Source organism: Streptomyces sp. IBSNAI002 (assembly GCF_052244475.1).
GTDB lineage: Bacteria > Actinomycetota > Actinomycetes > Streptomycetales > Streptomycetaceae > Streptomyces.
On the sequence record NZ_JBQPXG010000002.1, the window covers coordinates 2,723,946 to 2,739,280 of the forward strand.

Below are 15,335 nucleotides of genomic sequence, written 5' to 3' on the forward strand. Positions count from 1 at the left end.
CGGAACGTATCCAAAACTGCCGCCACAACCGGCACAAAAAGGAAAATCAAGATCGGATAACAGTCCGGAACCTACCCGTCCGCTTTAATCTGCTGTTGCCCCTTATTTACTCTTTACCTGCACGCTACGTTCCCCCCGGCTGCAATCAGTGCGGCGCTGTTCATTCTTTGAAGTCATTTCTTTGGGGGGACATGAACGTCCGAAGACTGCGCGCGATAGCGGCAGGTCTGGCGATGGTGACGTCGATATCGACGCTGTACGGAGCCGAAACCGCCCTCGCGTCGCCCGGTGCGCCTCAGCCCGGTCAGGACGCCCGGAAGGGGCCGACTTCGGCCGCCGACATCGCTTCGGCGCGCGTCGCCGCCCGCCTGTACGGCGAGCGGGTGGAGGCACTGTCGGAGCGTACGGAGACGTCGACGACCTGGGTGAACGAGGACGGCTCGCTCACTTCCGAGGTCTTCGCCGGCCCGGTCCGCTTCCAGGACGCGGCGACCGGCCAGTGGCGTGACGTGGACGTGGCGCTGGCCGCGCAGGCGGACGGCTCCGTCTCGTCGAAGGCCCACCCGCGCGGCCTGCGACTCACCGGGAAGACCGGCACCAAGGCGGCCTCGCTGCGGGCCGCCCAGTCCGCTCCGGCCGCGGACCTGGTGACGCTGGGTTCCGGCGACGAGGCGATCACGCTCCAGTGGCGCGGCGGCCTGCCCGCCCCGAAGCTGGACGGCACCCGCGCCACCTACGAAGGCGCGATACCCGGCGCGGACCTGATCGTCGAGGCGACCCGGACCGGCTTCGAGCAGTTCGTCGACCTCAAGGCGAAGCCCGAGGCCGGCTTCGGCTACACCCTGCCCCTGAAGACCAAGGGCCTGAAGGTCGAACAGCAACCCGACGGCAGCGTGCTGTTCACCGACAAGAAGTCGAAGAAGACCGCCACCATGCCCGCCCCGGTCATGTGGGACGCCACCGTCGACCCCGCCTCCGGCGAACACACCCGACGCGCCAAGGTCGGCCTCAAGGCCGTCAAGACCAAGGACGGCGTCGACCTCGTCATCACCCCCGACGCCGCCTTCCTCGCGGACCCCGCGACGAAGTACCCCGTCACCGTCGACCCCTCCACCTCCTCACTCGGCAACCTCTTCGACACCTACGTCCAGCAGGGCGAAACCGTCGACTGGTCCAACGACACCGAACTCGACCTCGGCAACCCCGGCACCAAGAACGCCGACGGAACCTGGCGCACCGCCCGTTCCTTCATCACCTGGAACACCGCACCCGTCGCCGACGCACTCATCTCCGACGCCAAGCTCTCGCTGTGGAACTTCCACTCCGGCAACACCGACTGCACCACCCAGCCCTGGGAGGTGTGGACCTCCAACGGACCCACCACCGCCTCCCGCTGGACCAGCCAGCCCGCCATGGTCACCAAAATGGCCACCTCCACCGAGACCAAGGGCAACCCCGGCTGCGCCGCCCAGCCCGACGGCTGGATCAACGCCAACGTCACCAACCTGGTCCAGCACTGGTCCAACAACAAGTGGACGTTCTCCAGCATGGGCCTGCGGGCCACCGACGAGAACAACACCAAGCAGTGGAAGAGGGTCAACTCCTCCAACGCCGCCTCCAACGTCCCCAAGCTGACGGTCACCTACAACTACCGTCCCCGCACCGGCACCAAGCAGGAAGCCGGCCCGCCGTTCTTCTCCTACGGCGGCGCCTACACCGTCAACACCCCGACCCCCACCCTGCGCGACACCTTCGTCGACACGAACGGCGACACCGTCCAGGGCGCCTACCAGATCTTCGACTCGGCCACCGACACCCAGGTCGGCGAGGTACTGCGGTCCTCCTTCGTGCCCTCCGGTCAGGCCGCCCCGGTGACCGTCCCCGCCGGGGTGCTCACCAACGGAAAGACGTACAAGTTCCGCTCCTCCCCGTACGACGGCACCCACTACAACCTGGGCTGGTCGGAGTGGAAGACGTTCACCGTCGACACCACCGCCCCGGCCACCACCGCCGTCGCCTCCGCCGCCTTCCCCCGCGACACCTGGTCGGGCACCCCGGACGCCGAGGGCAAGCTGGCGGGTGACTTCACCTTCACCCCGCCCGGCGCGGACGTGCGCGACATCCAGTACGCGCTGGACGGCGCCGCCTGGACCACCGTCAGCTCCACTACGGCGGTCACCCGGAACCTGGGCTTCTCCGCGGGTCAGCACACGCTGAAGGTCCGCACCCGGGACAAGGCCGGCAACCTCTCCGCCGAGACCTCGTACCCGTTCGCGGCCGGCTCCGGCGCGGCGCTGCTCACCCCGGCCGCCGGAGACCGTTCGGCGCGCCGCACGGTCCTGTCCGCGCAGGGCAAGGACACGTACACCGGCGTCACCTACCAGTACCGCCGCGGCGAGACCGACACCTGGCAGAACGTGCCGGTCGCCGACGTCCGCAAGGCGTCCGACGGCTCGGCCGTGGCGTCCTGGCCGCTGCCCGCACCCCAGGGCGCACCCGAGGCGCTCACCTGGAACCTGACCGACACGCTGGCCGTGGACGGACCCGTCGAGGTCCGTGCGGTGTTCGCCGTGGGCGCCCAGACGGCGAACTCCCCCGCCAACGTCCTGACCGTCGACCGCAACGCGGGCACCTCCCCGACCCAGACCATGGGCCCGGGCGTGCTGAACATGCTGACCGGTGACTACGTCCTGTCGGCGACCGACGCCAGTGCCTTCGGCATGACCGTCTCGCGCACCGCCGCCTCCCGCGGCCGGCAGACCGCCTCCTCCCAGACCGCGCCGATCTTCGGCAAGGAGTGGATCTCCGGGACCGTCCTGGACGAGGCGAGTGCCTGGCAGCAGGTCCGCAAGACCTCCGACACCTCCCTCGCGCTGGTGTCCGCCGCCGGACTCGAGGTCGGCTTCACCGCCGTCACCGGCGGTGGCTGGAAGCCGGAGCCCGGTTCCGAGGAACTCGACCTCACCGGCTCCTTCACGGGCTCCTTCACCCTGAAGGACTCGGCCGGCATCGTCACCGAGCTCACCAAGCAGGACCCGGCGCAGCCCGTCTGGGTGGCCACCACCACCGAGCGCGAAGGCCTGTCGGGCACCGAGAGCAAGGCGGTCGCCGAGATCGTGACCGTCGACGGCAAGAAGCTGCCGCGGCCGAAGCTCCTGGTCGCGGCCACCTCCGCGGTGCCGATGGCCACCTGCCAGGCGACGCCGTCCACCAAGGGCTGCCGGGTGGTGGAGTTCGTGTACGCCACGAACACCACGGCCACCACGCTCGCCTACGGCGACTTCGCCGGGCAGGTCAAGGAGATCCGCCTGTGGGCGACCGAGCCCGGCGCCGCCGCGGCCACGTCCAAGCCCATGTCCACCTACCGGTACGACGACCAGGGCCGGCTGCGCCAGCGCTGGAACCCGAACGTGGCCCAGTCCACCCAGACCGAGTACGGCTATGACGCGGCAGGCCGCGTGACCACCCTGGGCTCGCAGTCGGAGCTGCCGTTCACCTTCACCTACGGCAAGGCGGGCAACAGCGCCGCGGCCGGTGAGGGCATGCTGCTCGGCATGTCGCGGCCCGGCCTGAAGCAGGGCACCACCGATGTGGTGGAGGGCACCGCCGCGACCAGCGTCGTCTACGACGTGCCGCTGACCGGCGCCAAGGCCCCCTACCAGATGGGCGCCGCGGACCTGCGGACCTGGGGACAACGGGAACTCGTCACCGACGCCACCGCCGTCTTCAGCGCCGACAGCGTGCCCGCCTCGAACGACGGCACCCAGCTGACCGCGGGGAGCTACACCCGCGCGGCGATCATGTACACCAACGCGTCCGGCCGCGAGACCAACACGGCCTCTCCCGGCGGGCACGTCACCACCAAGGAGTACGACCGGAACGGCAACACCGTCCGCAGCCTCTCGGCGGCCAACCGCGAACTGGCGCTGGGCGTCTCCGCGGCCGACCGGGCCCAGCTCGCCGACCTCGGCGTCCAGGGCCTGACGACGGAGGAGCGGGCCGAGCTGCTCTCGGCGCGCACCGTCTACAACGAGAGCGGGACCCGCGGCCTGGAGGCCTTCGCGCCGCTGCGCCGCATCACCCTCGCCAAGCCGCTGACCTCCGGCGGGAGCACGCTGGCCGCGGCCGGCGAGTCGATCGTGGCCCGCAACTGGACGAAGAACACCTACGACGAGGGCCGTCCCACGGACGGTTCGGCGACGGTCGAGGACCAGATCACCCGGGTCTCCACCGGCGCTCAGCCGCTCGGCTTCCCGACCGTGATGGCGGAGCCCCGCGTCACCGAGCACACCTACGACTGGGTCAAGGGGCTCAAGACCAGGACGGTCCAGGACCCGGGCGGCCTCGCGATCACCGAGACCCTGGAGTACGACGACCAGGGACGCGCGGTCAACGAGACGCGGCCGGGCACGACCGGACAGGGCGCGACCTCGCAGGTCACGACGTACTGGTCCGCCACCGGGACCGGCGCCTGCCAGGGCCGACCGGAGTGGGCCGACAAGCCCTGCGTGCAAGCCCGGCGGTCAGATCACCGGCGGCGGGGCCAACCCCGCCGAGCGTCCCACGGTGTCGGCCGAGTACGACTTCTGGGGCAACACGACCAAGTCGACCGAGACCGTTGCGGGGCAGACCCGCGTCACGGAGAAGACCTTCGACGCGGGCAGCCGGCAGACCGGTGTGAAGGTCACCGGCGGTCTCGGCACCGTGGTGCCCGAGACCCGCACCGAGTACGACCCGGTGAGCGGACGCGCGGTGAAGACCCTGTCGCCGACCGCCGGAACCATCACCACCGCCTTCGACAGGCTCGGTCGTGTCGTCTCGTACACCGATGCGGACGGCGGGACCACCACGACCGCCTACGACCTGCTGGACCGTCCGGTCACCAGCAGCGACTCCGTCCCCTCGACGGTGACGTACGGCTATGACCACGCGGCCGAGCCCCGTGCCGTGGCCACCCAGGTCACCGACTCCGTCGCGGGCACCTTCAAGGTCACCTACGACGCCGACGGCGCCGCCCTGACCGAACTGCTGCCGGGCGGCTACACGCTGACCCAGCGGCGGGACCCCACCGGCGCGGTGATCGCCCGTGAGTACACGCGCACCAGCGACGGCACGGCCGTCCTGTCCGACAGCGTGACCCGCTCGGTCCACGGCCAGGTCCTCACCCACTCCGGGCTGTCGGCCCAGGAGTTCGACTACGACGGCCTCGGCCGTCTGACCGCCACCCGGGACCAGGCCGCCCAGAGCTGCACGACCCGGACCTACACCTTCGACACCCGTTCCAACCGCACGTCCGAGACCACCGCGGCGGGCGCGACGGGAGCGGCCTGCCCGACCTCGGGCGGCACGACCGTCAACCACACCTACGACAGCGCCGACCGCATCACCGACAGCGGCTACGCGTACGACGCCTACGGACGCACGACGGCGCTTCCGGGCACCACCGTCGGCTACTACAACAACGACCTGGTGCGCCAGCAGACCGCCGGCTCCAAGCGCCAGACCTGGCAGCTGGACGCCTCCCAGCGGTTCCGCTCCTGGACGGTGGAGAGCAACGCCTCCGGCACGTGGACGCAGACCGCGTCCAAGCTCAACCACTACGCGGCGGACGGCGACAGCCCCAGCTGGATCGTGGAGGACACCCAGGCGGGCGGCATCACCCGCATGGTGAGCTCGGCCACCGGCGACTTCGCCGCGACCACGAGCGCGACCGGCGCCACCGTGCTGCAGCTGACGAACATCCACGGTGACGTGGCCCTCCAGCTCCCGCTGGACACCTCCCAGCCGCCCGTGGCGCTGGAGACCGACGAATACGGCAACCCGCGTGCCGGAACCCCCGATTCGCGCTACGACTACCTGGGAGCCAAGCAGCGTTCCGGGGAAACGGTCAGCGGGCTCACCCTGATGGGCGTGCGCCTGTACAACCCTGCCACCGGCCGCTTCCTGAGCGCCGACGCGGACCCGGAGGGCGGGGCCAACGCCTACGTCTACTGTTCCGGTGACGCGGTGAACTGCGCCGACCCGACGGGTCTGCTGGACTACAGCTTCCAGTTCTACCTGGGTCAGGGGAAGGCAACTCCCCAGGGCGTGTTCAGCTATTGGATGAACTACTTCGGCAAGATCTTCCCGCTCGGCGGGCGGGCCAGCCGGGTTCACTACTACTGGCAGCACATGTCGCTGCGCGACAGCATCTTCGGCGTGGGCTCGATCAACTTCAACGTCCGCGTCGGATACATCGGGTCCACCTACCTGCTGCTGTGGGCCGCTCCGGGCAGCATCGTCTACGGACGGAATTCCTACATCGAATTCTGGATCACCAGAAAGCCGTACTGGCGCCAGTACGGGTACCTCTACCTGAACGTCCACGGCCACACCGAGGGCAACACGTGGGCGGACCGCTGGATCCCGGGCTGGATGTACAAGAACGGCGCCTACAACACGTGGGGCCGCCTGGCACAGAACCTGCGCCGGATCCTCTGGTAGGCGAATAGCAAGATCCATCGGGGTGGTGGACGGAATTCACCGGAATTCCGTCCACCACCCCGTCCACCACTCCGCCCTTTCCCTTACGATGGCGCGACCCGCGAGACTCCAGGTGACTGATCATGCAGACCGTGAAAGAACCCGTTTCCCGCCGCATCCGGCAGGCCGCGATACGCGCCTGGAGCGAGCCGGTTTCCCGTGTGTACCTCGTCCTCCTCGCGTTCTGCGCGCTGTGGGCCATGGCCGGCGGCGCCGGGCTCGGTGACGGGAGCTGGCTGCCGCGTCACCTGGCGGTCATCCTGACCCTGCCGTGGCTGCTGGCCGTGCACCTGTTCCTCGTCGTCACCCAGGTCGACACCTGGCTGCTGGGGTACAACTTCTACGCCGAGTCCCCGGCCCTGCTCTTCGAGCCGCTGTGGTTCGTCTACTGCGTGGCCGCCGGGCTCCTCAACGCGAGCTTCCTGGCCCGCATGGCCCGCTCCGCCCGCCGCTCCGCCACCGCCCCCTGGGTGGTCCCGGCGGTCGCCCTCTGCTTCTTCGCGGCCCTCTTCGCCCTCTGGCACGCCTGAGCCGCCACGCACCCGTGAACCCGGATCCCGGATCCCGGATCCCGGCCCGTCACGCCGCCGCGGGGGTGAACGGGAACAGCGCGTCCGCCCCGGGCTGCACGATGCCGTAGCTGCTCTCCGGCACCTCGTTCCAGGCGCCGGGCAGGTCACCGAGGGGCTCGGACACGATGAGCCGGGTCTCGTCGGAGACGCCCTGCAGGAACGCCACGTCCGGGTGCAGCCTGCGCAGCGTATCGACGCGGCTGCTGTAGAACAGCGACCGGGACTTGTGCTCGCTGGAGTAGCGGAAGGCCCACACGCGTTCGCCGTCGGTGATGGCGAGCGTCATCTGGAGCGGGAACTCCACCCCGTGCGCGCGGCCCGCCCGCTCGACCACCCCCGCCATCGCGGCGACGGCGGCCGGCGGGTCGTCCTCCAGGCCGAAGGTGAGGGCCAGGTAGAACATCACCTCGGAGTCGGTCGTCCCCTCGATGTCGGCGAACAGGGCCGGATCCACGAGCAGGCACAGCTCCCGGCGCATGAGGTGGAACCCGGCGACGGCCCCGTTGTGCATGAACATCCAGCGTCCGTGCCGGAACGGATGCGAGTTCGTCTGCTGCACCGCCGTGCCGGTCGACGCCCGGATGTGCGCGAAGAACAGCGGGGAGCGGACGTGGTCCGCGATCTCCCGCAGGTTCCGGTTGTTCCACGCGGGGCCGATGTCCCGCAGGACCGCCGGGGTGTCGGTCTCCTCCGTCTCCGTGTACCAGCCGACGCCGAAGCCGTCACCGTTCGTCGTCTCCACACCCAGCTTCGAGTGCAGGCTCTGATCGATCAGGGAATGCACCGGTTTGTACAGGATGGTGTCGAGCAACATCGGCGTTCCTGAATAAGCGAGCCATCGGCACATGCGCCCTCACCTGCCGTCCCCTGGAGCCGGTGGACCCTCCCATTCTCGGCTCCTTCCCCGGGGCGCGCCACGCGAACGGGCCCGCCCCGCACGGCCTACCGCCGCAGCAGCGTCACCACCGCCGCCCCGCCCAGCCCGATGTTGTGGGCGAGTCCCACGCCCGCGCCGGCGACCTGCCGGGCCCCGGCCTCCCCGCGCAGCTGCCACACCAGCTCCGCGGCCTGGGCGAGCCCGGTCGCCCCCAGCGGGTGGCCCTTGGAGATCAGGCCGCCGGACGGGTTCACGACCCAGCGCCCGCCGTAGGTGGTGGCGCCGCTCTCCACGAGCTTGCCGGAGGCCCCGTCCTCGCACATGCCCAGCGCCTCGTACGTCAGCAGCTCGTTGACCGAGAAGCAGTCGTGCAGCTCGATCACGTCCACGTCCTCGATGCCGAGCCCCGAGGCCTCGTACACGCGGCGGGCCGCGGCGGCCGTCATCGGCTTGCCGACGACGTCGATGCACGAGCCGCCGAAGCTGGCCTCGGTGTCCGTCGTCATCGACTGGGCGACGATCTCCACCGCCTTGTCGTGCAGCCCGTGCCGCACCACGAACCGCTCGGACACGACGAGCGCCGCCGCGGCCCCGTCCGAGGTCGGCGAGCACTGGAGCTTCGTCAGCGGCGCGTGGATCTCCTTCGCCGCGAGGATCTCCTCCACCGAGTACACGTCCTGGAACTGTGCGTTCGGGTTGTTCGCCGAGTGCCGGTGGTTCTTCGCGCCGACCGCCGCGAGCTGCGCGGCCGTGGTCCCGTAGCGCTCCATGTGCTCGCGGGCCGCGTTCCCGAAGATCTGCGCGGTCGGCGGGGACATCTCGAAGCCGTGCGCCGCCGCCATGATCCCGTAGTGCCGGGCCACCGGCGAGGTCTTGAAGTCGCCTCCGTCGGCCCCGCCGCCCAGCGCGCCGCGCTTCATCTTCTCGAAGCCCAGCGCCAGTACGCAGTCGTTCAGTCCGCCCTCCACGAACTGCCGCGCCAACATCAGCGCCGTCGAACCCGTCGCGCAGTTGTTGTTCACGTTGTAGACCGGGACCCCGCTCAGCCCCAGCTCGTACGCCGCCCGCTGGCCGGCCGTGGAGGCCTGGAAGCAGTAGCCCACCGGCACCTGCTCCACCAGCCCGTAGTCCACGCCCGCGTCCGCCAGCGCCGCGCTCCCGGCCTCCTTGGCCATGTCCCAGTACTGCCAGTCCCGCGACTCCGGCTTCTCGAACTTCGTCATGCCGACGCCCACGATGTACGACTTCATGCCCGACAACTCCTAGTCCCTGGGTAGGCCGAGAATCCGCTCGGCGACGACGTTGAGCTGGACCTGCGTGGTGCCCCCGGCGATGGTCAGGCAGCGGGACATGAGCATCCCGTGCACCGCCCGCTCCCCCGCCCCCTCGCGCACCGCGCCCGCCGGGCCCAGCAGTTCGAGTGCGAGCTCCGCGGTCCGCTGCTGGTGCGGGGTCTGCACGAGTTTGCGTACGGACGCACCCGCGCCCGGCTCCAGCCCCGACACCTGCTGGAGCGTGGTGCGCAGCCCGATGCAGGCCAGCGCGTGCGCCTCGGCGGCCAGCGCCCCGATCCGGGCCCGGTGGGCGCCGTCGAGTTCGGCCGAGCGGGCGATCAGCGCTTCCAGGCTGGGGGTACCTCCCGGGCCGCCAGGCCCGGCGGGAGTGTCGAAGCTCATCTGGTCGGCCATGTGGACCCGCTCGTTGCCGAGGGTGTTGCGGGCCACCTTCCATCCGCCGTCGGCCGCCCCGACCAGCGCGTCCGCCGGCAGCACCACGTCGTCGAAGTACACCTCGTTGAAGAGGGCCTCGCCGGTGATCTCCTTCAGCGGCCGGATGTCGATACCGGGCGTGCGCTTCATGTCGACGACGAAGTAACCGAGCCCCTTGTGCTTGGGCGCGGCCGGGTCCGTCCGGGCCAGCAGGATCCCGAAGTCGGCGCTGTGCGCGGAACTCGTCCACACCTTCTGCCCGTTGACCCTCCACGAGCCGTCCTCGGCACGCTCGGCCCGGGTCCGCAGCGAGGCCAGGTCGGAGCCCGCCCCCGGCTCGGAGAAGAGCTGGCACCAGGTCACGTCCCCGCGCAGCGTCGGCAGGACGTAGGCCTCGCGCTGCGCGTCCGTCCCGTAGGCCAGCAGCGAGGGCACGACCCAGGTGGCGATGCCGAGGTCGGCGACCTTGACCCCGGCATCGCGCAGCTCCTGCTGGACGACGAGCTGTTCGACGGGGCCCGCGCCCAGACCGTACGGGGGCGGGAGGTAGGGGGCCGCGTAGCCGGTGGGGGCCAGGATCCGCCGGGCGGCGGCCGGGTCGAGCCCGCGCGCCTCCTCGATGGCGGCCCGCGCCTTCGCCCGGTGGGCCTCGGCCTCCTCGGGCAGCCGCAGCCGCAGCTCCCGCCGGGCCCCCGCCGCCGCGAGCCGCACGGCCCGCACCCGGTGCCCGTCGCCCGGGCCCAGGAGCTGGCGGGCGACCAGGGCCCGGCGCAGGTAGACGTGGGCGTCGTGCTCCCAGGTGAACCCGATCCCGCCGAGCACCTGGATGCAGTCCTTGGCGCAGGAGTACGCGGCGTCCAGCGCGGTCCCGGCGGCGAGCGCCGCGACGAGCGAGCGCACCTCCGCCGGTTCGTCCATCGCCTGCGCCGCGTCCCAGGCGAGCGCCCTGGCCTGCTCGAGACGCACCAGCATGTCGGCGCACAGGTGCTTGACGCCCTGGAACTGCCCGATGGGGCGGCCGAACTGCTCACGCACCTTCGCGTATTCGGCGGCCGTGCGCAGCGCCCAGGCGGCGGTGCCGCAGGCGTCGGCGGCGAAGAGCGCGCAGGCCAGGTCCCGCACCAGGGCCGCGTCCAGTTCCAGCACCCGGCCGGGCGGGGCGGTGACCCCGCGCGCGTGCACCTCGGCCGTGGGCCGGGTCGGGTCGGCGCTCTCGTGCGTACGGATGTCCAGCGCGGCGGCGTCCACGGCGAACCAGCGGGTGCCGTGCGCGGCCTCGGCGGCGAGCAGGACGAGGTCGGCCTCACCGGCGCCGAGCACCGGCGGCGCGGCGCCGTCGAGCAGGTACCCGCCGCCCTCGACGGCGACGGCGGTCAGGCTCCCGGGGCCGAGGGCCACCGCCCCGACCCGGCCGTCGAGCGGCTCGGCCCCGGCCCGGTCCAGCAGGACGGAAGCCAGCGCGCTCGGCAGGTACGCCCCGGGCAGCGCCGCCCGGGCGGCCTCCTCCACCACGACCGCCAGATCGAGCAGCGTCCCGCCCTCCAGGTGCGGCTCCAGCAGCCCCTGTGCGCCCATCGCGTCCCAGTAGGCGGGCCTAGCCCCGGTCTGCGGCGGGGTGTCGAGAAGTTTGCGCACCTCTTCGGGCGGGACGGTCCGCGCCACCCACCCGCGCACCGCCTCGGCCAACTCCCGCTGTTCTTGCGTGATTCCGATGCCCATGCGCGGCAGACTAGAACACGTTCCAATCTGACGGAAGGTCAGATGAGTGCCGGGATCGGCTCGGAGGCGCCGTGGGGCCGGCGCGCGGGCCGGCGAAGGGCCGCCTTCAGGCGGGCGGGACGGCTGCGGATACCGTGCGGGCATGGCAGCACTGACGAGCAAGCAGCGGGTCCTGTACCGGCAGGGCACCGGGTTCTGGCGGATGACGGCGAAGTGGGTCCTGGTCTTCGGGGTCCTGTACCTGCTGGACGGCGGGCTGCTCCGCTCGTGGGGCGACGCCGTGGTCCTGCCGATGATCGGGATCCTGCTGTGGGGGACGTTCGGGATCGGCGTCGTCTGGTACCCGAAGAAGGACCAGCGCATCACGCTCACGGCACGGGAACTGCGCGTGCGGCGCAAGCGCCTGTCCATGGAGCAGGTGAACCTGCTGCACGTGGCACGGCTGTGGCTGGAGGGGCGCTCGACCGCGGACGACCAGCCGGTGGCCCAGTGGCCGCGGCGCGACCGGGCGATGTGGGTGCCGCTCCGGGACGGCCGGGCGTTCGGCGTGGAGTTCCGCGACCCGGCCGCGTTCGCCGAGGTCTTCGGCGCCTTCGCGGTCGCGGAGTGCGGCGGGCCGGAGGCCGTCCGCACCAGGGCCGCGACGGAGACCTACCCGGAGCCGCGCCCGATGCGGGCCCGGTCCGCCGCCGCCGACGGAACCCCGGACCTCCTCGACCTCTTCGACTGAGAGACGGGTCAGGCCCCGGGCACCGCCGCGAGCGCCGCCCTGGCGACCTCCTTGGCCTTGGCCTCGCACCCGCCGGGCCGGTACAGGCCGACCCACACCACGAGGTTGCCCTGCCGGACCGAGAGCACGCAGGTCCACTCGGTGCCGGTGGACTGCCAGTACGCGCCGTCCCCGAACCCCAGGCCGCTCGCCCGGGTCCCCTGGGCCGCGTCCGCGGCGAAACCGGTCTGCTGGAGCCTGGCGTCGGCGACGGCGCCGGCGCCGCGCTTGACGTCCCACCGGACCAGCGCGATCCGCCGGTCGGCCGGGAAGTCGTACCAGGAGCACATCGTGTGCGCCTGCCGGCCGGTCGCGCTGCGGTAGTCCTCCTTCGACTCCCGGCCGGTCAGCGCGATGCGCTCGGTGACCTCCGGGCAGGCCGGTACGTCGGGGTACGCGGCGGGAGAGCCGGCCGCGTCCCAGTCCATGGCGTACACGCCCACGCCGAGACCCGACGCGGCGAGCACCCCGGCCGCCACCAGGGCCACCGTGCGCTGCCGCGACCGCGGGGCCCGGCGCGGCGGCACGGCCGGCCGGGGCGGGGCGTCCCGCGTGACCTCGGCCGCACGCTCCACCACCTCCCCGGCGGGCCCGGGCTCCGGCTCGGGCTCCGGCTGCGGCTGCGGCTCCGGCGGTGCCGGGATCGCGTCGTCCGCCGGTTCGCCGGAGAACAGCCGGTCGATGTCCTCCCGCTGCGCGGCCAGCATCCGGTACACGGCGGCCGGCCACTGCCGGCCCGCCGGAGCGACCGGCCCGAGGAGCTCCAGCAACTGCGCCGGGGTCGGCCGCGCGGCCGGATCCTTGGCGAGGCAGCGCTCCACGATCCCGCGCAGCCCGGCGGGCACGGCGCCGAGGTCGGGCGCGCAGTGCACGACGTCGTAGAGCGTCTGGAGGGTCGAGGTCCCGGCGAACGGGCTCCTCCCCGTCAACGCCATGACCAGCACGGACCCGAGCGAGAACACATCGCTCGCCGGGGTGGGCGGCTTGCTCTCGGCCTGCTCGGGCGACATGAACGCGGGCGAACCGATCACCCAGCCGGTGCGCGTCAGCCCGGTCTCCCCGTCGGACGCGCCCCCGGTGGCCCGCGCGATCCCCAGGTCGATGACGCGCACGCCGTCCTCGGTGAGGAGCACGTTGTCGGGCTTGAGGTCCCGGTGGATCAGCCCCGCCCGGTGGATCTCCACCAGGGCCGAGGCCAGCCCTGCCGCGAGCCGGTGGACCACGGCCTCGTCGAGCACGCCGTCCTTCTTGACCACCGCCCCGAGCGAGGGACCCGCCACGAACACCGAGGCCAGCCATGGCGTCGGCGCGTCCGGGTCGGCGTCCATCACGGCCGCCGTATAGGCACCGGAGACCTTGCGCGAGGCGGCCACCTCACGCCGGAACCGGGCCCGGAACCCCTCGTCGTCGGCGAAGTGCGCGAGCACCTGCTTGACGGCCACGAGCCGCCCGTCGGGACCCGCGCACAGCAGCACCCGCCCCATGCCGCCCTGCCCGAGCACACCGGCCACCTTGAACGGCCCCACGTGCGTCGGACCGTCCGGTCCCTGCGGCAAGGGTCGGATCATACCGAGACGAACCTCACGAACGCCGCGAACGCCGGGGCCTGGACGGTGAAAACGGGCCCGCCGGGGTCCTTGGAGTCCCGCACGGCGACGAGACAGGGCCGGGTGGAGACTTCCACGCACTGCCCGCCGGTGTCACCGCTGTACGAGGACTTACGCCAGACGGCGGCACCTAGCGGGGCGCACTCGACGCACTCGCCGCCGTTACTGCCGCTGTACGAGGACTTACGCCACCGCGCGCCCACCAGGTCCTGGATGGTCTCCATAGCGTTCCTCCATCACGCGAGCGATCAGGGCCGCCGACTTCCCAGGGGAGAGAGCCTCGGCCTGAAGTCGAGCGTATCCGACGGAACGTTCCCTGATCACTTGAGGATTGGCCGTCATGTGGCCTGCGTCGTAGCTCTCGCTGTAGTGGATGTCCGGGTCGTCTTCGAGGCGCAGAAGCGTGAACGAACCCATCATCCCCGCGTGCTGGCCCGCCGAGAACGGCAGCACCTGGATGTCCACCCACTGCCGGTTGCGGAGGTCCAACAAGAGAGCGAGTTGCTTCCGCATGACCTCACGGCTACCGATCTCGCGGTGCAGAACCGCCTCGTCCAGCACCACCCACAACGCTGGAGGACTCTCGCGGGTCAGGATGCGCTGGCGATCCAACCGCGCCTCCACGAAGGCGTCGAGCGTGTCCGGTTGCTCGACGCTCAGGACCGCACGAGCGTATGCCTCTGACTGCAACAGGCCGTGCACCAACTGACACTGGAACGTGGAAATGTACGCCGCCTTGGCCTCCATCGCGGCATATGGCTGGAACCAACTCGGCAGCTGACTCCTCAGCACCAGCCCCACCAGCCGCGAAAACACACCACCGGTGCCGAGCGCGGCGTCGACCCGTTCGGAGAACTCCCGTGTCGGGACCTTCCTCGCCGTCTCGATCTGCCCGATCAGCGAGGCCGTACAGAAGATGGTCTCGCCCAGCTGCCACTGCTTGAGCTTCGCCCCCACCCTCAGGCGGCGCAGTTCCGAGCCGTAGTAGTCCAGCGGCGAGGCACTGGGGTCCAGATCACGGATGTTGACCATGAGGCGGTCACCCCCAAGTTCACACGGTGCGGCGTTCGTTTCAGCCCGTAGCCGAGCGTAACCACGGCATCCCACCCTGGTGACATGAATCACGCAACTGACGCCTCTCCGGCGGACATTGACGGCAGCTACCGGATGGGCTTCACCGTCGGTGAGCACTCGGCCCGCCACATGCGGCGCATCCTGCGCACGTACCTGGCCGCGTGGACCATGGCGGAACTGTCGGACGACGCCGGGCTCGCGCTGACCGAGCTGGTCGCGAACGTCGTACGCCACGTACCCGGCCGCCGGTGCACCGTGCTGATCCTGCGCCGGCCGGGAGGGCTGCGGGTCGAGGTGGCGGACGCGGACCCCCGCACCCCGCACCCCGTCCGCGGCGGCGACGCCCTCGCCGAGGGCGGACGGGGGCTGCTGCTCGTCGAAGCCGTCACCGACCGCTGGGGCACGCAGCCGCAGGCGCCCGGCAAGACGGTGTGGTTCGAGTGCGACGCGAAACACCCTTGCCGCGTACAACCATGAGCCGGTGCG

9 protein-coding genes and 1 pseudogene are annotated in these 15,335 nt (G+C 71.4%); 4 read left to right on the plus strand and 6 right to left on the minus strand.

The window, feature by feature from the left end; genetic code table 11:
- Positions 1 to 383 precede the first annotated feature (383 nt).
- A pseudogene (locus tag ACTVZO_RS13165) lies at positions 384 to 6,483 on the plus strand (RHS repeat-associated core domain-containing protein).
- Positions 6,484 to 6,605: 122 nt separating this feature from the next.
- Complete coding sequence (locus ACTVZO_RS13170; RefSeq protein WP_443298548.1) at positions 6,606 to 7,052, plus strand: SCO4225 family membrane protein; 447 nt, start codon at positions 6,606 to 6,608, stop codon at positions 7,050 to 7,052.
- A gap of 49 nt (positions 7,053 to 7,101) precedes the next feature.
- Here ACTVZO_RS13170 and ACTVZO_RS13175 read toward each other — a convergent pair whose 3' ends face one another.
- The 3 genes from ACTVZO_RS13175 to ACTVZO_RS13185 all read right to left on the minus strand — a co-directional run bounded on the left by ACTVZO_RS13175 (position 7,102) and on the right by ACTVZO_RS13185 (position 11,399).
- Positions 7,102 to 7,941, minus strand: coding sequence for a class II glutamine amidotransferase (locus ACTVZO_RS13175; RefSeq protein WP_443298549.1), 840 nt, complete (start codon positions 7,939 to 7,941; stop codon positions 7,102 to 7,104).
- Between the two features lie 95 nt (positions 7,942 to 8,036).
- Entirely contained in the window at positions 8,037 to 9,221 is a 1,185-nt protein-coding gene (locus ACTVZO_RS13180; RefSeq protein ID WP_443298550.1) for a lipid-transfer protein, read from the minus strand.
- 12 nt (positions 9,222 to 9,233) lie between these two features.
- A complete protein-coding gene (locus ACTVZO_RS13185) occupies positions 9,234 to 11,399 on the minus strand; it encodes an acyl-CoA dehydrogenase (protein ID WP_443298551.1) in 2,166 nt (721 codons plus the stop codon).
- Positions 11,400 to 11,541: 142 nt separating this feature from the next.
- Here ACTVZO_RS13185 and ACTVZO_RS13190 point away from each other — a divergent pair, with 142 nt between their 5' ends.
- Complete coding sequence (locus ACTVZO_RS13190) at positions 11,542 to 12,129, plus strand: hypothetical protein (RefSeq protein ID WP_443298552.1); 588 nt, start codon at positions 11,542 to 11,544, stop codon at positions 12,127 to 12,129.
- An 8-nt stretch (positions 12,130 to 12,137) separates the two neighbouring features.
- Here ACTVZO_RS13190 and ACTVZO_RS13195 read toward each other — a convergent pair whose 3' ends face one another.
- The 3 genes from ACTVZO_RS13195 to ACTVZO_RS13205 are packed head-to-tail and all read right to left on the minus strand — an operon-like array spanning position 12,138 to position 14,807.
- Positions 12,138 to 13,724 (minus strand): serine/threonine-protein kinase, encoded by a 1,587-nt coding sequence (locus tag ACTVZO_RS13195; RefSeq protein WP_443298553.1) that lies wholly within the window; start codon positions 13,722 to 13,724, stop codon positions 12,138 to 12,140.
- Positions 13,725 to 13,732: 8 nt separating this feature from the next.
- Positions 13,733 to 13,999, minus strand: coding sequence for a DUF397 domain-containing protein (locus ACTVZO_RS13200; protein WP_443298554.1), 267 nt, complete (start codon positions 13,997 to 13,999; stop codon positions 13,733 to 13,735).
- The gene (locus ACTVZO_RS13205; RefSeq protein WP_443298555.1) at positions 13,959 to 14,807 is read right to left on the minus strand and encodes a helix-turn-helix domain-containing protein; all 849 of its coding nucleotides are present in this window, start codon (positions 14,805 to 14,807) and stop codon (positions 13,959 to 13,961) included. Before ACTVZO_RS13205 ends, ACTVZO_RS13200 begins: the two co-directional genes overlap by 41 nt.
- An 84-nt stretch (positions 14,808 to 14,891) precedes the next feature.
- On the opposite strand from ACTVZO_RS13205, the gene ACTVZO_RS13210 reads away from it, so the two are divergent.
- Positions 14,892 to 15,326: an ATP-binding protein gene (locus ACTVZO_RS13210; protein ID WP_443298556.1), complete on the plus strand. Its 435-nt coding sequence runs from the start codon at positions 14,892 to 14,894 to the stop codon at positions 15,324 to 15,326.
- Positions 15,327 to 15,335: the final 9 nt, after the last annotated feature.

What these genes read in the sequence shown, in the direction of transcription:
- ACTVZO_RS13170 (WP_443298548.1), top strand. Translation starts at nt 6,606, where the DNA reads ATGCAGACCGTGAAAGAACCCGTTTCCCGCCGCATCCGGCAGGCCGCG.
- ACTVZO_RS13175 (WP_443298549.1), bottom strand. Translation starts at nt 7,941, where the DNA reads ATGTGCCGATGGCTCGCTTATTCAGGAACGCCGATGTTGCTCGACACC.
- ACTVZO_RS13180 (WP_443298550.1), bottom strand. Translation starts at nt 9,221, where the DNA reads ATGAAGTCGTACATCGTGGGCGTCGGCATGACGAAGTTCGAGAAGCCG.
- ACTVZO_RS13185 (WP_443298551.1), bottom strand. Translation starts at nt 11,399, where the DNA reads ATGGGCATCGGAATCACGCAAGAACAGCGGGAGTTGGCCGAGGCGGTG.
- ACTVZO_RS13190 (WP_443298552.1), top strand. Translation starts at nt 11,542, where the DNA reads ATGGCAGCACTGACGAGCAAGCAGCGGGTCCTGTACCGGCAGGGCACC.
- ACTVZO_RS13200 (WP_443298554.1), bottom strand. Translation starts at nt 13,999, where the DNA reads ATGGAGACCATCCAGGACCTGGTGGGCGCGCGGTGGCGTAAGTCCTCG.
- ACTVZO_RS13205 (WP_443298555.1), bottom strand. Translation starts at nt 14,807, where the DNA reads ATGGTCAACATCCGTGATCTGGACCCCAGTGCCTCGCCGCTGGACTAC.
- ACTVZO_RS13210 (WP_443298556.1), top strand. Translation starts at nt 14,892, where the DNA reads ATGAATCACGCAACTGACGCCTCTCCGGCGGACATTGACGGCAGCTAC.